This is a genomic window from Streptomyces sp. CB02959, assembly GCF_002803155.1.
In the GTDB taxonomy this organism is placed as follows: Bacteria; Actinomycetota; Actinomycetes; order Streptomycetales; family Streptomycetaceae; genus Streptomyces.
Window position 1 is genome coordinate 602647 of record NZ_NNBP01000001.1, and the last position, 19239, is coordinate 621885.

15 protein-coding genes and 1 pseudogene are annotated in these 19239 nt (G+C 74.7%); 5 read left to right on the top strand and 11 right to left on the bottom strand.

Annotated elements, in window-relative coordinates; translation table 11 throughout:
- Positions 1 to 90 precede the first annotated feature (90 nt).
- Positions 91 to 1239, bottom strand: a complete 1149-nt coding sequence (locus CG747_RS02510; protein ID WP_100599895.1) for an SDR family oxidoreductase — start codon at positions 1237 to 1239, stop codon at positions 91 to 93.
- A 190-nt stretch (positions 1240 to 1429) separates the two neighbouring features.
- On the opposite strand from CG747_RS02510, the gene CG747_RS02515 reads away from it, so the two are divergent.
- Positions 1430 to 2929, top strand: a complete 1500-nt coding sequence (locus CG747_RS02515) for a zinc-dependent metalloprotease (RefSeq protein WP_100599896.1) — start codon at positions 1430 to 1432, stop codon at positions 2927 to 2929.
- A complete protein-coding gene (locus CG747_RS02520; protein WP_100599897.1) occupies positions 2926 to 3468 on the top strand; it encodes an NUDIX hydrolase in 543 nt (180 codons plus the stop codon). The genes CG747_RS02515 and CG747_RS02520 overlap by 4 nt, the downstream gene beginning before the upstream one ends.
- A gap of 254 nt (positions 3469 to 3722) precedes the next feature.
- On the opposite strand, the pseudogene CG747_RS02525 reads toward CG747_RS02520, so the two are convergent.
- A pseudogene (locus tag CG747_RS02525) lies at positions 3723 to 4898 on the bottom strand (TerD family protein); the annotation flags it as partial.
- A gap of 108 nt (positions 4899 to 5006) precedes the next feature.
- Positions 5007 to 5618, bottom strand: coding sequence for a M48 family metallopeptidase (locus tag CG747_RS02530; protein ID WP_100599899.1), 612 nt, complete (start codon positions 5616 to 5618; stop codon positions 5007 to 5009).
- 190 nt (positions 5619 to 5808) lie between these two features.
- Here CG747_RS02530 and CG747_RS02535 point away from each other — a divergent pair, with 190 nt between their 5' ends.
- Positions 5809 to 6948 carry a ThiF family adenylyltransferase gene (locus CG747_RS02535; RefSeq protein WP_100600075.1) on the top strand — a complete coding sequence of 380 codons (1140 nt, stop codon included), beginning with the start codon at positions 5809 to 5811 and terminating at the stop codon, positions 6946 to 6948.
- 34 nt (positions 6949 to 6982) lie between these two features.
- Positions 6983 to 8425, top strand: coding sequence for an AarF/ABC1/UbiB kinase family protein (locus CG747_RS02540; RefSeq protein ID WP_100599900.1), 1443 nt, complete (start codon positions 6983 to 6985; stop codon positions 8423 to 8425).
- Between the two features lie 3 nt (positions 8426 to 8428).
- Here the strand turns inward: CG747_RS02540 and CG747_RS02545 are convergent, their stop codons facing one another.
- The 5 genes from CG747_RS02545 to CG747_RS02565 all read right to left on the bottom strand — a co-directional run bounded on the left by CG747_RS02545 (position 8429) and on the right by CG747_RS02565 (position 12269).
- Positions 8429 to 8629, bottom strand: coding sequence for a hypothetical protein (locus CG747_RS02545; RefSeq protein ID WP_100600076.1), 201 nt, complete (start codon positions 8627 to 8629; stop codon positions 8429 to 8431).
- A 113-nt stretch (positions 8630 to 8742) separates the two neighbouring features.
- Positions 8743 to 9060: a hypothetical protein gene (locus tag CG747_RS02550; RefSeq protein WP_100599901.1), complete on the bottom strand. Its 318-nt coding sequence runs from the start codon at positions 9058 to 9060 to the stop codon at positions 8743 to 8745.
- Positions 9057 to 9407 carry a WhiB family transcriptional regulator gene (locus CG747_RS02555; RefSeq protein WP_100600077.1) on the bottom strand — a complete coding sequence of 117 codons (351 nt, stop codon included), beginning with the start codon at positions 9405 to 9407 and terminating at the stop codon, positions 9057 to 9059. The genes CG747_RS02550 and CG747_RS02555 overlap by 4 nt, the downstream gene beginning before the upstream one ends.
- A 119-nt stretch (positions 9408 to 9526) precedes the next feature.
- Positions 9527 to 9853, bottom strand: coding sequence for a hypothetical protein (locus CG747_RS02560; protein ID WP_100599902.1), 327 nt, complete (start codon positions 9851 to 9853; stop codon positions 9527 to 9529).
- A 142-nt stretch (positions 9854 to 9995) separates the two neighbouring features.
- On the bottom strand, positions 9996 to 12269 hold the full coding sequence (locus CG747_RS02565) for an ATP-dependent DNA helicase UvrD2 (RefSeq protein WP_100599903.1): 2274 nt from the start codon (positions 12267 to 12269) through the stop codon (positions 9996 to 9998).
- A gap of 264 nt (positions 12270 to 12533) precedes the next feature.
- On the opposite strand from CG747_RS02565, the gene CG747_RS02570 reads away from it, so the two are divergent.
- Positions 12534 to 12779 carry a mycoredoxin gene (locus tag CG747_RS02570; protein WP_039632983.1) on the top strand — a complete coding sequence of 82 codons (246 nt, stop codon included), beginning with the start codon at positions 12534 to 12536 and terminating at the stop codon, positions 12777 to 12779.
- Between the two features lie 217 nt (positions 12780 to 12996).
- On the opposite strand, the gene nudC is transcribed toward CG747_RS02570, so the two are convergent.
- The 3 genes from nudC to CG747_RS02585 all read right to left on the bottom strand — a co-directional run bounded on the left by nudC (position 12997) and on the right by CG747_RS02585 (position 19201).
- A complete protein-coding gene (gene nudC, locus CG747_RS02575) occupies positions 12997 to 13932 on the bottom strand; it encodes an NAD(+) diphosphatase (protein ID WP_100599904.1) in 936 nt (311 codons plus the stop codon).
- Positions 13933 to 14007: 75 nt separating this feature from the next.
- Positions 14008 to 15408: a dipeptidase gene (locus tag CG747_RS02580; RefSeq protein WP_100599905.1), complete on the bottom strand. Its 1401-nt coding sequence runs from the start codon at positions 15406 to 15408 to the stop codon at positions 14008 to 14010.
- 10 nt (positions 15409 to 15418) lie between these two features.
- Positions 15419 to 19201, bottom strand: a complete 3783-nt coding sequence (locus CG747_RS02585; protein ID WP_100599906.1) for an ATP-dependent DNA helicase — start codon at positions 19199 to 19201, stop codon at positions 15419 to 15421.
- Between the last annotated feature and the right edge of the window lie 38 nt (positions 19202 to 19239).

The window sequence follows — 19239 nt, forward strand, 5'->3', positions numbered from 1 at the left end:
GGCTCGTACAGTCCACGGCCCTGGTGCCCGACCCCACCGGCCTACGGGACGGCCCACCGGACGGTCACCGGTCGGGCGGCCCCGGTGGCGTCAGATGCGGCGGCGGGCCTTGCGGGCGCGGCGGACCAGGGCCGCGGTGCCCAGGAGGGCGACGGTGGCACCGGCCGCGCCGGCGGCGGTCGCGTCCTTGCGGCCGAGTCGGCGGCCGGCGACCGTGTGCCGTCCGGCGACCTCCTCCAGCAGCTCGGCGAGGACCTCCTCGTTGGTCCACCGGGGCCGCCAGCCCGCGTCGTGCAGTCGGCTGCCGCTGACCACCCAGGGGTGCATGGTGTAGGCCAGGTCCCCGGCGGGCGACGGCGTCAGGCCGATCCGGTGCAGCCGGGCGGCGGCGCCCAGCGCCACCGAGGACGGCAGCTCCATGCGCCGGATACCGGAGAGCTCCTCGACCTCCTCCTGCTCCAGCCAGCCGTCGCAGCCCACCGCCAGCTCGCCCTCGACCTTCTCCAGGGCGGCGTGCTCCAGGGCGCTGACCAGGTCCTCCACGTGACAGAACTGCCAGGCCGGGCGGGATCCGGCGACGACCAGGAGGCGCGGCGACTCGAAGTAACGGGTCAGTGCGGTGTCGGTGCCGCCCACCAGGACGGCGGGGCGCAGCACGGTGACGTTCAGGCCCGGGTGGGCGCGCGGGGCCCGGCGCGCCAGATGCTCGATCTCCAGGAGGTCGCCGACCCCGGTGGCGTCCGCCGTGGCGCGCAGTTCGGCGTCCTCGGCGAGCGGGACGTCGTTGTCGGGCAGCGCCCCGTAGACCATGGCGGAGGTGCACAGCACCACCCGGTGGACGCCGGCGGCCGCGGCGGCGGTCAGCACCGTCTGGGTGCCGCGCACGTTGTAGGCGGTGCGGGCCGTGGCGTCGGTCTCCAGGTCGAGATCGAGGGCGAGATGGACGACAACGTCCGTTCCACGCAGTTTGTCGGCAATGGCGGGGTCGCGTACGTCCAGCACGTGCCACTGCGCCTCGGGGACGTCGCCGGGCCGTTCGTCGATGGCCACCACCTGCTTGACCTCGTCGGACGCGACCAGGGCACGGGTAAGCAGCGCGCCGACCCCGGAGGCGGCTCCGGTGACGGCGACGACGGGGCGGCGCAGCGGCCGGTCGGCGTCGACCGGGGTGCGGTCTGCCTGTTCGGCTGTGGCGGCAGCGTTTCGCGCTGCGCGAACGGTTGGATCTGGGGAACTCACCGGGCGTCTCCAGCGGTTGTCTTCAGTACGGGCGCGTCGGACGCGCCCGTACCAGGTGGCATCCATCCTGCCGCAGCCACCGGGACAGCGAAGCACCGAGCCCCAGGGCGGAGCGAGTGTCTACGCTGGAGGTGATGTCGGGCAGCCGCCGTCGGCGTAGGGCCGGCGGCCCTACGAGCCGAGGAAACCCGTGAGTGACACCCCATTTGGATTCGGCCTTCCGCCGGAGGAGCCGGAGGACGGCGACAACGGCAAGCAGAAGGGCGGCCAGGGAGGTAGCCAGGGCCCCGCGAACCCCTTCGGGTTCGGCGGCGGGAGCGGTGGCGCGGACAATCCGTTCGCGGCGCTCTTCGGCGGCATGGGGGGACCCGGCGGCCAGATGAACCCTGGCGACCTCGGCGCCGCCTTCCAGCGGCTCGGCCAGATGCTCTCCTACGAGGGCGGCCCGGTGAACTGGGAGATGGCCAAGGACATCGCGCGGCAGACCGTCGCGCAGGGCGCCGAGGACGGCAGCAAGGACGCCAGCGTCTCCCCCGGTGAGCGGTCGGCCGTCCAGGACGCCGTACGGCTCGCTGACCTGTGGCTGGACGGGGTGACGTCGCTCCCGTCGGGCGCCGGCACCGTGGTGGCCTGGAGCCGCGCCGAGTGGGTCGAGGAGACCCTGCCGGTGTGGAAGGACCTGGTCGACCCGCTCGCCGAGCGGGTCGGGGCGGCGATGGGCGATGTGCTGCCCGAGGAGATGCAGGCCATGGCGGGCCCGCTGCTCGGGATGATGCGCTCCATGGGCGGCGCGATGTTCGGCACCCAGATCGGGCAGGCGCTGGGCGTGCTGGCCTCCGAGGTCGTCGGTTCGACCGACGTCGGGCTGCCGCTGGTCCCGGCCGGAAAGGCCGCGCTGCTGCCGGCGAACGTCAAGGCGTTCGGCGCCGGTCTGGGCGTCCCCGAGGAGGAGGTGCGGCTCTATCTCGCCCTGCGCGAGGCCGCCCACCAGCGGCTCTTCGCCCATGTGCCGTGGCTGCGCTCGCATCTGTTCGGTGCCGTCGAGGGCTACGCGCGCGGCATCAAGGTCGACACGACCAAGCTGGAGGACATGGTCGGTCAGATCGACCCCCAGCACCCGGAGGAGCTGCAGAACGCCCTGCAAGGGGGCATGTTCCAGCCCGAGGACACCCCGGAGCAGAAGGCCGCGCTGGCCCGCCTGGAGACCGCGCTGGCGCTCGTCGAGGGCTGGGTGGACGCGGTGGTGCACGCCGCCGCCAAGCCGCACCTGCCGTCCGCGGACAAGCTCCGCGAGACGCTGCGGCGGCGCCGGGCCACCGGCGGCCCGGCCGAGCAGACGTTCTCCACGCTGATCGGTCTCCAGCTGCGTCCGCGGCGCCTGCGGGACGCCTCGCGGCTGTGGGCCTCCCTGACGGACGCCCGGGGCCTGGACGGCCGCGACGGCCTGTGGGAGCACCCGGACATGCTGCCGACCGCGGCCGACCTCGACGACCCGGACGGCTTCGTGCACCACGAGCACGCCGACTTCTCCGAGCTCGACAAGATGCTGGGCGAGGCGGCGAGCGGCGGCGGCCCGGACCTCACCAAGCGGGCCGCGGACGGCGCCGCGGAGGGCTCCGGGGACGGCCCCGCCGAGCGCGGCCCCCAGGGCGAGGGCAAGGACGAGGGCAAGGGCGACGGCACCAAGTGAGTCTGCATGCGGACGCGGCGCGGGTGCTCAAGGAATGGCCCGCGCCGTCGGCTGATCAGGAGCAACTGCGGCTGGCCTATCTGGACCACCTGGTGGCCCATCAGGACGGCATGTGGAAGCCGTGCAAGGACGGGCACATCACGGCCAGCGCGCTGGTGATCGACCCGGTCGGCGGGCGGGTGCTGCTCACCCTGCACCGCAAGCTGGAGATGTGGCTCCAGATGGGCGGCCACTGCGAGCCCGAGGACGCCTCGTTGGCCGATGCGGCGCTGCGCGAGGCGCGGGAGGAGTCCGGGATCGCGCACGGGCTGAGGCTGCTGGGCGCCGCACCGGTGCGGCTGGACCGGCACCGGACGCCCTGCGCGGTGCATCTGGACGTGCAGTACGCCGCGCTGGCGCCCGCGAACGCGGTGGCGGCGATCAGCGACGAGTCACTGGACCTGCGGTGGTTCCGCTACGACGAGGTGCCCGCGGTCGCCGACGCGTCGGTGGTGCGCCTGGTGGAGGAGACCCGGGCGCTGCTGTCCACGGATTCCTGACGCATCATCACGTCCGGCGCCCGCCCCTCCTCGGGGCGGGCGCCGGACGCATGTGTACAGCGGGGCGGCGCGGCGGTCGGCCGCGGCCGCACCGGTCAGCGGCCCCGGTGCGGGTCGCCCTGCGGCGCGCCGGGGGCTCCCGGAGCCTCGGGCCGGTGCCACGGCCCCGTACCGCCGTCCTCGGGGAGGGGCGCGCCCTGCCCCGGATACGGGGCGTACGGGGCCCCCGGGGGCTGCTGGCCCGGCTGGCCGTACTGCGGTGGCGGCGGGAGCGGCGCGGGCGGGCCTTGGGGCGCGCCGTATCCACCGGGCGGCGGGGGCTGTTGGCCGTACTGCGGCAGTGGCGGGGGCTGCTGACCGTAGGGGGGCGGCGGAGGCGGCTGCTGCCCGTAGTGCGGGGGCGGAGGCGGCTGCTGGCCGTACTGCGGTGGCGGCGGGGGCTGCTGACCGGCCGGGAAGCCGTCGGGCACCTGGCCGTACGGCGGCGGGGGCGGCGGGGGCAGTGGTCCCTGCGGGCCCGGTGGCGGCGGCGGAGGCGGCGGAGGCCCCTGCACTCCCGGCGGCGGGGGCGGCCCCTGGACACCCGGGGGCGGCACCGGGCCGCCGGGCGGGAACATCGGCGCAATGACCGTCGGCGCGCTGTGGATCTGCGCGGCGGCGGGCTGCGGGGACTGCGCAACGGCCGGCTGCGGCAGCGGGGGCGGGGCCGGCTGCGGGTGGTGCGGCGCGGGCTCGCGCGGGTCGGGGACGGCGGGCACGGGCGGGGCCGGGGCGGGCGCGACGTCGGCAGGCGGCACCGGGACCGGGACCGGGGCGGGCCCCGGGGCCGGCGGCGACAGCGTGAAATCGGGCCCGCCCTGCGCGGTGGCCGGCGGCGCCGGTGCCTCCCCGGCGGCGTCCTCCTCCAGGACCTCGCCGCCGAAGTTCGTCAGCAGCGCCTCCAGTCCGCCGTCGAAACCCTGGCCGACCGCGGCGAACCGCCAGACGTCCTTGACGTAGAGGTCACCGAGCATCACGGCGCGCTCGGTGCTGAACTCGCCGCCGGTGAACGGATACCGGGCGACCTCCTGGCCGCCGGCCACGATCCGGAGGCAGCCGGGGCCGATCTGCGCCATCTGCCCCTCGCCGTCGAGGGCGGCGGTGAAGGTCAGCTTCCGGATGTGCGGTGGAAGGCGGTCGAGCGCGATGTGGAAGGACCCGGTGTCGCCGGCCTGCGGGCCGAGCAGGCGGACCGCCTGCTCGGGGGCCTCGGGCTGGTTGTAGAAGACGAAGTAGCGGTCGTCGGAGAGCCGCTCGTCGGCGTCCAGACCGAAGCAGCTGATGTCGAAAGCCAAGCCGGGGCCGGCGATCTGCACCCCGATGTACAGGTCCCGTTCCGCCGTCAGATCGACCAGCCTGGCCTTGTGGCCGCGCTGGAATTCCCTGGCCATGTGCAACGCCCCTCCCCCGCTCTCGCCTTGAGTCCCTACCCACGCCAGGCTAACGGCTGACACCGACGGTCCGCGGCGGCGGGGCGCGCCGGGGCACGGCCGGCGCGGTCAGCGGCGGCGGGCGGCGGGCAGGTGCGGCAGCCGGTCGGCGGCCACCACGCCTTCGAGGTAGCCGCGGGCCCGCTCCGTGCGCGGATAGGGCTCCAGCAACCGCCAGAACTCCGGTCCGTGGCCGGGGACGAGGAGGTGCGCCAGCTCGTGCAGCAGGACGTAGTCGATGACGTACTCCGGCATGCCCTGGAGGCGGTGCGACAACCGGATGCTGCCCTCGGCGGGGGTGCACGATCCCCAGCGGGTGTTCTGGTTGGTGACCCAGCGGACCGACGCCGGCCGGGCCCGTCCGTCGAGGTACTGCCCGGACAGCCGCTCGGCCCGTTCGGCCAGGTCGCCCTCGCCGAGCATCCGCTTGCTCTCCTGGGCGGCGAGCTTGTCCAGCATGACCGACACCCAGCGCTGCTCCTCGGCCTGCGACATCCGGGCCGGGATCAGGACGATCGTGCGGTCGCCCTCGCGGTACGCGGAGACCGTCCGGCGCCGCCGGGTACTGCGGCGCACTTCCACCGGGCGGGCCGGCGGGCTCGGTTCGGCCCGCCGCGGGCGGTCGGCGGCGCGGCGCAGGGGCGTCTCCCCGGAACCGCGCGGGGAAGGGTCGGCGGGCACGCGCCCGACGTTACCCGCTGGCACTGGGGGAAGTCCCGACCCGCGGACGGTTCGCCACCTGAACGCCCCCGGCGTGCACCGCTTGTACGACTCCGGGCCGGTGCCTGTGGATAACTTCCGTGTCCGGCGCCCGACCAGCGCATGCTGGAGGCCGGACGAGACGGAACGGGGGGCGGATGACATGCATCCGATGCTCAAGCCCGCGCTGCGGCGCGGCTGGCGGGACCGGGAGACGGTGCGGTTCGGCGTGGCGCCGGCCCATGCCCGGGTGGTCGGCCCGGTCGACCTCGCCACCGGCTGCTTCATCGAGCTGATCGACGGCACCCGCTCGCTGCCGCAACTGGTCGACGCGGCGGCGGCGCTGGATGTCGCGCCGGAGCGGGCGCGCGGCGTGGTGGAGCGGCTCGGCGCGGCCGGGCTGTTGGAGGCACCGGCGGCGGACGGGCCGGCGGACGGCGCCGTGCGGGCGGACGCAGCGGCCGTCGAGCGGCTGCGGGCGGATCTGGCCGCGCTGTCCGTGCGGCAGCGCCCGGCGGCGGCGGGACCGCTCGCGCAGCTGGGGGCGCGCCGCGCGGTCCGGGTGAAGGTGAAGGGGGCGGGGCGGGTGGGCGCCCAGATCGCGGCGCTCCTGGCGGCCTCGGGGATCGGCCGGGTGGATGTGGTGGACGGCGGCACGGTCGCGCCGTGGGACGTCGTTCCGGGCGGGCCCACGGCCGGTCAGATCGGCGAACGGCGGGGCGAGGCCGCCCGCAGGCTGGTCCGGGATTCCTCCCCGTGGAGCCGCCGGCCCCCGTCCGGCGGCCCGGTCACCGAGGCCGGTGAACCGGGCATCTCCCTCCTGGTGCTCGCCCCGCGCGACGGCCTCGGTGCCTACGCCCCCGATCCGGTGCTCGCCGCACCCCTGCTCACCGCCGGCATCCCGCACCTCTACGCGGGCGTGCTGGAGGGCACCGGAGTGGTGGGCCCGCTGGTGGTGCCCGGCGTCTCGGCCTGCGCCGGCTGCGACCAACTCCGCCGTACGGACGCGGAACCGACCTGGCCGCGGCTGCTCGCACAGTGGCGTTCCGGGCGCGGTACGCCCGCGGTGCCGGCCTGCGACGGCGCACTGGCGGCGGCGGTCGCGGGGCTCGCCGCAGTCCAGGCACTGGCGTTCCTCGACGGCGAGCCGCCGCCGTGCACGGGGGCGCGGATGGAGCTCCCGCTGCCGTGTGCGAGCGTGCGGACGGTGCGGATCGCCCCGCATCCCGACTGCGGCTGCGGTGCCGCCGTGATACCGGACGTGGCGGACACCTCGGATCCTCGGCCGCGACACGCAACAATGACCGGGTAACCCCGGTTGGGGACAGTGTGAGTTGGAGGGGCGCATGTCTGATCTTCCCCGCAAGGCGGTCACCCGGACCGCCAAGCTGGCCGCGCTGCCACTGGGGTTCGCCGGCCGTGCCACCTGGAGCCTGGGCAAACGGCTCGGCGGCCGGTCCGCCGAGATCGTCGGCCGGGAGCTCCAACAGCGCACCGCGGAGCAGCTCTTCAAGGTGCTCGGCGAGCTGAAGGGCGGTGCGATGAAGTTCGGGCAGGCACTGTCCGTCTTCGAGTCGGCGCTGCCCGAGGAGGTCGCCGGCCCCTACCGCGCGGCCCTGACCAAGCTTCAGGAAGCGGCCCCGCCGCTGCCGACCAGCACCGTGCACTCCGTACTGGCCGAGCGGCTCGGCGCGGACTGGCGGGAGCTGTTCGAGGAGTTCGACGACAAACCGGCCGCGGCGGCGTCGATCGGGCAGGTGCACCGGGCGGTGTGGCACGACGGCCGCGAGGTGGCCGTCAAGGTGCAGTACCCGGGGGCCGGTCCGGCGCTGCTGTCGGATCTGACGCAGCTCAGCCGGTTCGCGCGGCTGCTCGGGCCGCTGATCCCGGGCATGGACATCAAGCCGCTCATCACCGAGCTGCGCGACCGGGTCTCGGAGGAGCTGGACTACGCCCTGGAGGCCGAGGCCCAGCGGGCGCACGCCGCGGAGTTCGCCGGCGACTCGGACGTGGTGGTGCCGGCCGTGGTGCACCAGAGCGACCAGGTGCTGGTGACCGAGTGGCTGGAGGGGGTGCCGCTGTCCGAGGTGATCGCCCACGGCACCGAGGAGGAGCGCGACCGCGCCGGGCAGTTGCTGGCGCACTTCCTCTTCTCCGGCCCGGCGCGTACGGGCCTGCTGCACGCCGACCCGCACCCGGGCAACTTCCGGCTGCTGCCCGACCGGACGCCGGACGGGCCGGTGGCCGAGTGGCGGCTGGGCGTACTGGACTTCGGCACGGTCGACCGGCTGCCCGACGGGCTGCCGCCGACGATCGGCACCTCGCTGCGGATGGCGCTGGGCGGCGAGGCGGACGCGGTCTACCGCATGCTGTGCGAGGAGGGCTTCGTCAAGGAGTCCATCGAGCTGGATCCGGACGCGATGCTGGACTACCTGCTGCCGATCATCGAGCCGGCGCAGGTGGAGGCGTTCACCTTCACCCGGGGCTGGATGCGGCGGCAGGCGGCCCGGATCGGCGATCCGCGCTCCCCTGCGCACCAGTTGGGCAAGCAGCTCAATCTGCCGCCCGCCTACCTCCTGATACACCGTGTGACGTTGAGCACCATCGGGGTGCTGTGCCAGCTGGGGGCCACGGTGCGGCTGCGCGACGAGCTGGAGGCGTGGATGCCGGGGTTCCTGCCCGACGGAGCGGACGGGGCCGCGGCAGAGGCGGACGCGACAGAAGAGGCGGCGAGGGACGCCGCCGCGGAGCAGGCGGACACGGAGAGCTCCGCCGGCAGCCCGGCCTGACCCTCACCACCAGCTGGAGTCCAGCCGGCCCTCGATGGCACGGATGTTGTCCCGGGCGCAGCGGTCGCAGAAGTACCGGCGCTCGCCGTTCTCGACCGAGCAGATCCACGTCGGCGGGGCCTCCTCGGCCACCGCGCCGCAGCGCGCGCACACCGTGCCGTCGGAGGCCAACTCCGCCTGTTGATGCGTCTTCTGGTCCACGATCCGACGATATCCCCACGGGCCCTGCGAAACGGGACGCAACGCACCACGGGGCCCGTCCGGTGGGACGGACCCCGTGGTGGCGGCGGATCAGTGTGCAGTGCGGGTGTGCCCGGTCACTGCATCACGGCCATGGCCAGCGCCCGGCGGGCACGCAGCGACGCGCGCTCGGCGCGCCGCTGCATCCGCCGCGCGGCAGCGAGCCGATGTCCTCTGCGTTCGGACTCGGCTTCCGACAGGCGTTGTTCCATATGGGCCCTGGCCAGGGCTTCTGGCATGAGTTGCATGGCGAGGTTCCTGTTCTGACGCGATTCGATCGCGCCGAAGTTCGCGGGGGCGGTGGTCTCGGTCAAAGTCGGGTTCATCGTGGGGTCCTGCTTCTGGGGATCCCGTGTGACGGGATGGTCGATCGTTCCTGTGCGCGCGGTGTTCATGCCATGACCGGGTTCTTGCGCGGACGGCCCCGCGGACGCTTCCGCGGCACGACGACACCCTGGACGAAGAGCTCACCGCCCCAGACGCCCCACGGCTCGCGGCGGTCCTTGGCGCCGGCCAGACAGGCCTCGCGCACCGGACAGGTCTGGCACAGCGTCTTGGCGTACTCGACGTCGGCCGGCGACTCCGCGAAGAAGACCTCGGGGTCATAGGTGCGGCAAGGGACGGCGGTGCCGAGGCGGTCGATCTCTTCGTCGAGCTCGGTGAGGGGCAGCAAGGAGTTCTCCTGGGGGTCGGGCGGAGGGATCAGGTCGGTGTCGGACGGGGTGTGCGTCTGGAGTTGCACGGTGGTGTGTTCCTCGTCTGTTCCGGCCCGGCTGGTGGCGGGCACGTTGGGCAAAACAAAAGGACCGCGGATCCCGGTGAGGGTTCCGCGGCCCTGGAAGGTGCCGACCTGATCGCCGATCAGGCTGGATCTCTCCAGGATTCGAGGCCGCGGTAGGCCCACATGTCATGCTGCGACTGGTACTTCCGGGATTCGGCACCATTGGCGGCCGTCGCGAGGGCAAAGGCATTCGCCGTTGCCGTCACCACCGCTGCCGCGGGTGCCTCGGTCGGTCGCGCGACGCGCTCGCTCACCGTCAGGACGGCGAGGGCTTCGGGACGCGCGACCTCGGTACCGGACGGACGGCCGAAGCCGGACAGACCGGTGCCCAGGAGCGAGAAGCCGAGAGCGCAGGGGGCGACGACCGAGAGATCGGTCATTTTGTTGGTCTCGATGAAGCTGATCACTGGGCTCGCCTCCTCTCGGCGTCTAGGGGATCGGGAAAACCCGAACCGGGATGTTCAAGTACAGCACGGAACCCTCGGAACCCGGAAGTTCCGTGTTTCCGCTGCTTCCGAAGGCTATGGGGATGCGCTCCACGCGCGCAAACTATTTTTCCGACGAGTTTTCCGCGGCGTCGCCGGACCCGTCCGCACCGTCCCCGCCGGGCTCCCCAGCAGGCTCCTCACCGGCGCAGATCGCGAGCACGTCGGAGCCGAAGCGGTCAAGCTTGCGGCGGCCCACGCCGGGGATGACGGCCAGCTCCTCGGCGGTCGCCGGGACGACCTCGGCGAGGGCCATCAGGGTCTTGTCGGTGAAGACGCAGTAGGCCGGCTGGCGGGTCCGCTCGGCCTGCTCGGCGCGCCAGTCCCGCAGCCGCTCGTAGAGCCCCTCGTCGAGCTCCGAGGGGCAGTCCTCGCAGCGCATCAGCTTCATCTCGCCGGGGTCGGTCAGGGTGCGGTTGCAGACCCGGCAGCGGGCCGGGCTGCGGTGCGTGCGGCGCGGTCGGCCGGGGGCCGCCGGGGCGCTGCCGCCGCGCTCGACGCCGCCGGCGAGCAGGCCCGCGGTGCGGCGGCGGGCCGCCCCGCCGGTGCCGGGCCGGAGGCCGTCGAGGAAGCGGCTGGCGCTGCGCACCGGCCGCCCGCCGGGCGAGCGGGCCAGCGACCAGGACAGCGCCAGGTGGCGCCGGGCGCGGGTGATGCCGACGTAGAGCAGCCGGCGCTCCTCCTCGACCTGCTCGTCGGTGCGGGCGTGGTGGATCGGCACCATGCCCTCGGTGAGGCCGACCAGGAACACCGCGTCCCACTCCAGGCCCTTGGCGGCGTGCAGCGAGGCGAGGGTGACGCCCTCGACGGTGGGGGCGTGCTGGGCGGCGGCCCGCTCGTCCAGCTCGGCGACGAGGTCGGCGAGGGTGGCGGTGGGGCGGGCCCGGACGAAGTCCTCGGCGAGCCGGACCAGGGCGGCGAGCGACTCCCAGCGGTCGCGGGCCGCGCCGGAGCCGGCCGGCGGCCGGTCGGTCCAGCCCATGTCGCTGAGCACCGCGCGCACCTCGGACGGCAGGTCCGCCGCGTCGGCGAGCAGGGTGTCGTTGCCGCCGAAGCGGGCCGCGCCGCGGAGTTTGACGCCGGCCTCGCGCACCTCGGGCCGCTCGAAGAACCGCTCGGCGCCGCGCAGCTGGTACGGCACGTCGGCGTCGGCGAGGGCCTGTTCGTAGACCTCGGACTGGGCGTTGATGCGGAAGAGGACCGCGATCTCGCTGGCCGGGACGCCGGCGGCGATCAGGTCGCGGATCCGGCGGGCGGTTCCCTCGGCCTCGGCGGGCTCGTCGGCGTATTCGGTGAAGACCGGCTCGGTGTCCGGCTCGCGCTGCGAGACCAGCTCCAGGCGGTGCTCGGCGGCGCGGCCCCGGGCCCGGGAGAGCAGGCCGTTGGCGAGGTGGACGACCTGGGGGGTGGAGCGGTAGTCGCGGACGAGCTTGACGACCGTGGCGTGCGGGTGGCGGACGCGGAAGTCGAGGAGGTGGTCGGGGGTGGCGCCGGTGAAGCTGTAGATCGTCTGGCTGGCGTCGCCGACCACGCACAGGGTGTCGCGGTCGCCCAGCCACAGTTCCAGCAGCCGCTGCTGGAGCGGGCTGACGTCCTGGTACTCGTCGACGACGAAGTGCTGGTACTGGGCGCGGACCTGCTCGGCGATGTCGTGCCGGTCCTGGAGCACACCGACCGTGAGCAACAGCACATCCTCGAAGTCGATGGTGCCGCGGTCCCGCTTGAGCTGCTCGTAGGTGGCGTATATCTGGCCGATCTCGGCGGGGTCGCGGGGCGCCTCGCGGCCGGCCTTGGCGACCGCGGCCGGATAGTCGGCGGGCACCGTCTGGGTGACCTTGGACCACTCGACCTCGCCGGTGACGTCGCGCAGCTCGTTGCGGTCGAGGCGGAGGCGGCAGCGGGCGGCGGCCTCGGCGACCAGCGGGCCCTTGCGGTCCAGCAGCCGCGGCAGCTCGCCGCCGACCGCCCGGGGCCAGAAGAACTGGAGCTGGCGCAGGGCCGCGGAGTGGAAGGTGCGGGCCTGGACGCCGGCCGCGCCGAGCTGCCGGAGCCGCCCGCGCATCTCGCCGGCGGCGCGGGCCGTGAAGGTGACCGCGAGCACACTGGCGGGCTGCAGGATCCCGGCCTGGACGCCGTAGGCGATGCGGTGGGTGATCGCGCGGGTCTTGCCGGTGCCGGCGCCGGCCAGGACGCACACCGGCCCGTGCAGGGCCGTGGCGACCTCGCGCTGCTCGGGGTCGAGCCCGTCGAGCACCGCGTCGGCCCCGCTGGGCGGAATCGCATGGGGAGAGCCGCCCGGAACCTGCGGGAAGAGAGTGGCGTCCGTTGCTGCTGTCACTCCGCCAATGCTGCCAGGTCCGTCGGCGCACCCGGGAAACCGTCCACACCGCCCGGGGACCGGTCGTACCGGTGTGCCCGGCTGGGGACGGCCGGGGGCTTGCGGCGCCCCGCGGCGGGCCGCCGGCGGGTGGCCGGGAACACGCTCGGGGTGGCCGGGAATGGTCCGGGCCCGGTGGGCGTTGTGCAGATCGGTGCCACGGCGTCGGAGTGACGCGCGTGGCACATGATCACGTTCGAGACCGAGCTAAGGAGCGCGGGACGCATGGCGGGCACTGTGACGATGTACAGCACGACCTGGTGCGGTTACTGCCGTCGGCTGAAGGGCCAGATGGACCGCGAGGGCATTGCCTACACCGAGATCAACATCGAGCAGGACCCGGAGTCCGCGGCGTTCGTCGAGAAGGCCAACGGCGGCAACCAGACGGTGCCGACCGTGCTCTTCGCCGACGGCACGACGCTGACCAACCCGTCCCTGGCGCAGGTCAAGGAGAAGGTGGCCGCGGCCTGAGGGCCGGGCGCACCGCCGAGGCGGGGCCGTCGGCCGGTCCGTGAGGGAGCCGGTCGACGGCCCGTGCTGTGCGAGGCCCGGACCACGGTGACGGTGACGTCCGTGGTCCGGGCCGCAGTGCTGTCCGCGGTCAGGGCCGCGGTGCTGTCCGCGGCCCGGGGCACGGTGCTGTCCGCGCCCCGGGGCACGGTGCTGTCCGCGCCCCGGGCCGCGGGGGTCACGGCCTGGGCAGCGGCTTGCCGTACCAGCGCTCGATGAGCCGCGCCGCGATCGAGATGCCGTAGGGCGGGAGGATCTCGCCGGAGGCGAAGGCGGCGGCGAGGTCGTCCCGGGAGAACCACCGGGCCTCCTCGATCTCCTCGCCGTCCACCTGGATCTCGGAGGAGGTGGCGCGGGCCATGAAGCCCAGCATCAGGCTGGAGGGGAAGGGCCAGGGCTGGCTGGCGACGTACTCCACGTCGCCGACGACGACCCCGGCCTCCTCGTAGACCTCCCGGGCGACCGAGTGCTCGATGGACTCGCCCGGCTCGACGAACCCGGCGAGGGTGGAGAAGCGTCCCTCGGGCCAGTGGACCTGGCGGCCGAGGAGGGCGCGGTCCTGGTCGTCGGTGACGAGCATGATCACGGCCGGGTCGGTGCGCGGGTAGTGCTCGGCGCCGCAGGCCGGGCAGCGGCGGATGTGGCCGGCCGCCGCGATGACCGTCCGCTCGCCGCAGCGGGAGCAGAAGCGGTGCATCCGCTGCCAGTTCTCCAGGGCCACGGCGTGGACGAGGAGGCCGGCGTCCCGCGGGGAGAGCAGCAGACCGGCCTCGCGGAGTCCGGCGGCGCGGGCGGACTGGTCCAGCCGGCCAGGCAGGGCGTCCTTCTGGAGGGCGAAGTAGCTGACGCCGTCCTCGTCGGTGCCGAGGTAGTAGCGGTGGGCCTCGGTCAGCGGCGCCTCGAAGGAGGGCGTCATGATCAGTTCGGTGCGGCCGTCGGGGGTGTCGTCGATCAGCGCCTGGCCCCCGGACACGACGAAGACGCGCGTCGTCGGGTGGCTCCACGCCGCCGCCAGCCATGCCTCGTCCTGGCGGTGGTGGGCGGAGCGGTCGATTCCGCTCGGCGCGCTGAAGGTGATCGGCCGGTCGGCCGTGCGGTCGGTCCAGATGGTCACTGCTGTTTCCAACTCCCCCTGTGGCGTGGGTGATTGCTGCGTGTGGGCGCGGAGCGGTACGGCGGCGGGCGCGGGTCAGGCCGGGCGCCAGGCGTCCGCCAGGTCGCCCCAGAGGTAGGCGGCGGTCTCGACGCCCTTCATCAGCAGGTCGAGTTCGACCTTCTCGTTCGGCGCGTGCCAGCCGTCGGAAGGCACCGAGATGCCCAGGAAGAGGACCGGTACGCCGAGGACGTCCTGGAGGTCGGCCGCCGGACCCGAACCGCCCTCGCGGGTGAAGCGGATCTCCGTCTCGAAGGCCCGGCCCATGGCGCGGGCGACGGACTGGAGCGCGGGGTGGTCCAGCGGGGTGAGGCAGGGGCGGGTGGCGCCCCACCAGGTGATCTCGTGGCGGATGCCGGCCGGGAGCCGGTCGGCGACCCAGGCGCCGACCGCCCGCTGGACGGCCTCCGCGTCCTGGCCGGCGACCAGGCGGAAGGAGAGCTTCAGCTGGGCGGAGGCCGGGACGATGGTCTTGCCGCCGGGGCCCTGGTAGCCGCCGCCGATGCCGTTGACCTCGGCGGTGGGGCGGGCCCAGACGCGCTCCAGGGTGGTGGCGCCGGCCTCGCCGAGGGGGGCGTGCGAGTGCGCGGTGCGCAGCCAGCGCTCCTCGTCGAAGGGCAGCTCGGCGAAGAGCTCCCGCTCGCGGTCGGTGAGTTCGATCACGCCGTCGTAGAAACCGGGGATCGCGACCCGGCGGTCGGCGTCGTGCAGCGCGGCGGCGAGCCGGGCCGCCTCGGTGGCCGGGTTGGGCACCGCGCCGCCGAACGAGCCGGAGTGGATGTCCTGGTCGGGACCGTACAGATCGATCTGACAGTCCGTCAGTCCGCGCATGCCGGTGCAGACGGTGGGCGTGTCCTCGGCCCACATACCGGTGTCGGAGACGATCACCGCGTCGCAGGCCAGGCGGTCCGCACGCGCCGCGACCAGGGCCGGGAAGTTCGGGGAGCCGGACTCCTCCTCACCCTCGATGAGCAGCTTGAGGTTGACGGCGGGGGCGGTGCGGCCGGTCGCGGCGAGGTGGGCGCGGACGCCCAGGGTGTGGAAGAAGACCTGGCCCTTGTCGTCCGCGGCGCCGCGGGCGTAGAGCCGGCCGTCGACGGTCACCGGCTCGAAGGGGTCGGTGTGCCAGCCGTCCTCGCGGGCGGCGGGCTGGACGTCGTGGTGGCCGTAGACGAGCACCGTCGGGGCCGCCGGGTCCCCGGAGGGCCACTCGGCGAACACCGCGGGCAGCCCCTCGGTCTCCCACACCTCGGTCACCGGGAAGCCGGTCTCCGCGAGCTTGGCGGCGAGCCAGTCGGCGCTGCGGCGCACGTCGGCGGCGCGGCCGGGATCGGCGGAGACGGAGGGGATGCGCAGCCACTCCGCGAGGTCGTCGAGGAAGGCGTCGCGGTGGCCGGTGAGGTACGCGCGGACGGCGTTGTCCGGGGTGGTGCTCATACGCCCGAGCCTATCGGCCTTCTGGGGGATACCGGCCGGGGGTCTCGCCCAGCAGGATCCGTTCGAGTCCGGCCCGGCCGGGCAGGCGGGCGGGCCGGACCACTTCTCCGGTGCGGACGAAGAGGAACGCGGCACCGACCTCGGAGGGCGCCAGGCCGTACCGCTCGGCCCAGGCCAGGCGGTAGACGGCCAGCTGGAGGGGGTCCGCGCCGCCGGCGCCGGAGGGGAGGTTCCGGCCGGTCTTCCAGTCGACGATCTCGAAGCGGTCGCCGTCCGGGCCCGGCTCCTTGTAGACCGCGTCGATGCGGCCGCGGATCACCCGCCCGGCGAGCGTCATCCGGAACGGGACCTCCACCCGGAACGGGGTCCGGTGCGCGTACGGGGTCCGCGCGAACGCCTCCTTCAGGGCGGCCAGGTCCTGCTCGTCGGCGATCTCCGCGGCCTCGCCGGGCTCGGCGCCGGGCAGCTCCTCCGGGCCGAGCAGCGGCAGCGGCAGCTCCTCGAAACGGGACTGGACCCAGGCGTGGAACCGGGTGCCGCGGCGGGCCGCGGGCTGCGGCGGGCGCGGCATCGGACGGGCCAGCTCGCGGGCGAAGCCGTCCGGGTCGGCGGCGACCTGGAGCAGCTGGGTGGCGGTCAGCGAAGCCGGCAGCGGGACGTCGCGGACCCGGGCGCGGGAGCTGCGCAGCTCGGTGGCGAGCGCCTCCAGATCGCGGTCCCAGGACGCCACGGTGCGGCGCTCCTCGGGGGGCAGCGCCGGGGACCGCCGGCCCTCGGGGTCTTCGGGGCCGGAGCCGGGGCCGGGGCCGCCGGTGAGGGTGGCCGGGTCGGGTTCGGCGGAGCGCTGCGCGATGAGACGGGGGCGCGGGGCCGGGGCGTCGGCTCCGGCTCGGGGTGCGGTGTCTTCCTCGTACCTGTACTCGTACTCGTGAGCGTCGGACGGAGCGGGCTCGTCGAACGCGTCGTCATACGCGTCGCGGGACGCATCGCCGTACGGGGCATCGCCGTACGGGGCATCGCCGTACGGGGCCTCGTCGTACGGGGCATCGCCGTACAGGGCGTCCTCGTACGGCGGGTACGGCGCGTCCTCATAGAGGGCCGCCCAGTCCTCGTCGTCCGGTGGGGGCGGCCACTCCGGGTCGTACCCGGGGGACGGGGGCGGCGCCGCGGAGTCCGGGGCGGTGTCCGGTGCGTAGCGGGTGAGGTGGGCGCGGACGGCGGCGGCGGCCGAGCGGCGGTGGGCCATGGCCGTCGGGTCCAGCGGCAGCGGCCAGGGGCGGTCGGCGGCGGCCTCGGCGAGGGCCGGGTTCTCGGCGCCCTCCTCGGGCGGGTCGGCCCAGACCTCGATCTCGCCGTGGCCGGCCTCGCAGTGCTCGCGGAGCGCCTCCAGGAAGGCGGACGGGCCGCGGGGACGCTTCTGGCTGGGGCCCCACCAGTGGCCGGAGCCGAGGAGGAGGGAGCGGGGGCGGGTGAAGGTGACGTAGCCCAGGCGGAGCTCCTCGGTCTCCTGGTGCTGCCGCATCGCCTCCTTGAAGTCCTTGACGCCGCGGGCGGTCCACTCCGCCACGTCGGGCAGGGTCGCGGCGTCGCCGCGGAGGGCGTGCGGCAGGACCTTGGCGCGGCTGATCCAGGACTCGCGGGCCTGCTCGCTGGGGAACTGCTTGGCCACCAGGCCCGGCACCGCGACCACGTCCCATTCCAGGCCCTTGGACTTGTGGGCGGTGAGCACCTTGACGGTGTTCTCGCCGCCCGGGAGGGAACCGTCAAGGCCCTTCTCGTACTGGACGGCGGTGCGCAGGAAGCCGAGGAAGGCGAGCAGGGTCGCCTCGCCGTCGAGGGCGGCGCCGCCCTCCTTGGCGGCGAACCCGGCGGCGATGTCGAGGAAGGTGCCCAAGGTCTCCCGGCGGCGGGCGGCGAGGGCGTGCGGCGAGGCGGACAGCTCGACCTCCAGGCCGGTGACGGCGAGGATCCGGTGGAGCACGTCCATCAACGGGTCGGCGAGCGAGCGCCGCAGGTCGCGGAGTTCGGTGGCCAGGCGGGCGAAGCGGACCGCGGCCTCCGGGGAGAACGGCAGGCCGTCGTCGGACCCGCCGGACTCCAGGAAGGTGTCCAGCGCGTCCGCGAGCGAGACCGTCTCGGCCGGGTCGACGCCCTCGACGGCCGCGGCGAGGCGCTGCTCGGGGTCGCCGTCGGGCGAACCGTGGGAGGAAGGGTGGGCCAGCGCGCGGGCCCGGCGGCCCAGCAGGGCCAGGTCGCGGGAGCCGATCCGCCAGCGGGGGCCGATCAGCAGGCGGACCAGGGAGGCGTTGGCCGTCGGGTCCTGGAGGACCTCGCAGGTCGCCACCAGGTCGGCGATCTCGGGGAGGTGGAGCAGCCCGGAGAGCCCGACGACCTCCACCGGGATGTCCCGGGCGACCAGCTCGCCCTGGATGCCGGCGAAGTCGGCGGCGGTGCGGCACAGCACCGCGATCCCGCCGGGCGGGGTGCCGGTGCGGACCAGGTGGGCGAGGGAGTCGGCGAGCCAGGTGAGCTCTTCGCCGTGGGTGGGCAGCAGGGCGCAGCGGACCACGCCGTCCCGTTCGGCGCCGGGCGCCGGGCGCAGCGCCTCCACGCCGGCGTGCATGGCGCGCAGCGGGGCGGCGAGGCGGTTGGCGAGGTCCAGGAGGCGGCCGCCACTGCGGCGGTTCTCGCTGAGGGCGAAGCGGCGGGCCGGGGTGCCGTCGGCGAACGGGAAGTGGGCGGGGAAGTCGTCGAGGTTGGCCACGGAGGCGCCGCGCCAGCCGTAGATGGCCTGGCAGGGGTCGCCCACGGCGGTGACGGCATGCCCGGTGGCAGTCCCGGTGGCGGTCCCGGTGCCCGTCCCGGTACCGGCGCCGAAGAGGCCGGAGAGCAGCAGCCGCTGGGCGACGGAGGTGTCCTGGTACTCGTCGAGGAGGACGACCCGGAACTCGTCGCGGAGCAGCGCGCCGACCTCCGGGCGGGTGGTGGCCAGGGTGGCCGCGAGGGCGATCTGGTCGCCGAAGTCCAGCAGGTCGCGGCGGCGCTTCTCGCGGCGGTAGGCGCGGACCAGGTCGAGGAGTTCCAGCCGGCCGCGGGCGGCCTCGGGGACCTTGCGCAGATCGGCGTTGCTGAGCTTGGCGCCCTCCAGAGCGGCGAGCAGGGCGGTGTCGTGGTCGAGCAGGCCGGCCGGGTCCACCAGGTGCTCGGCCAGCTCGCCGTCGAGGGCGAGCAGGTCCTCCACCAGAGTGGGCAGCGAGGTGGTGAGCGACGGATACGGACCGGGGGCGGCGCGCAGGGTGCGGGCGGCGAGCTGGAAGCGGGTGGCGTCGGCGAGCAGCCGGGCGCTGGGCTCCAGGCCGATGCGCAGGCCGTGGTCCTTGAGGAGCTGGCCGGCGAAGGCGTGGTAGGTGGAGATCCGCGGCTCCCCGGCGGGCGTCTGCGCACCGGCGGCGTCCTCGGCGGGCCCATGCGCGGCGCCGCCGACCGGGGCGAGCGCGTCGGGGTCGGTGACACCGGCCGCCAGGAGGGCCGCGCGGACGCGCTCGGCCAGCTCCCCCGCCGCCTTGTTGGTGAACGTCAGCCCGAGGACCTGCTCGGGGGCGACCTGGCCGGTGCCGACCAGCCACACCACCCGCGCGGCCATCACCGTGGTCTTGCCCGAACCGGCTCCGGCCACGATGACCTGCGGCGCGGGCGGGGCCGTGATGCACGCCGTCTGCTCCGGGGTGAACGGAATGCCGAGCAGCTCCTTGAGCTGCTCGGGGTCGGTGATGCGGGCTGACGGAACTGACACATCGGACACCGTAACGGCCGCCGCCGACAATCCCGCCC

What these genes read in the sequence shown, in the direction of transcription:
- CG747_RS02535 (WP_100600075.1), top strand. Translation starts at nt 5,809, where the DNA reads ATGCTCAAGCCCGCGCTGCGGCGCGGCTGGCGGGACCGGGAGACGGTG.
- CG747_RS02540 (WP_100599900.1), top strand. Translation starts at nt 6,983, where the DNA reads ATGTCTGATCTTCCCCGCAAGGCGGTCACCCGGACCGCCAAGCTGGCC.
- CG747_RS02550 (WP_100599901.1), bottom strand. Translation starts at nt 9,060, where the DNA reads ATGAACACCGCGCGCACAGGAACGATCGACCATCCCGTCACACGGGAT.
- CG747_RS02570 (WP_039632983.1), top strand. Translation starts at nt 12,534, where the DNA reads ATGGCGGGCACTGTGACGATGTACAGCACGACCTGGTGCGGTTACTGC.
- CG747_RS02580 (WP_100599905.1), bottom strand. Translation starts at nt 15,408, where the DNA reads ATGAGCACCACCCCGGACAACGCCGTCCGCGCGTACCTCACCGGCCAC.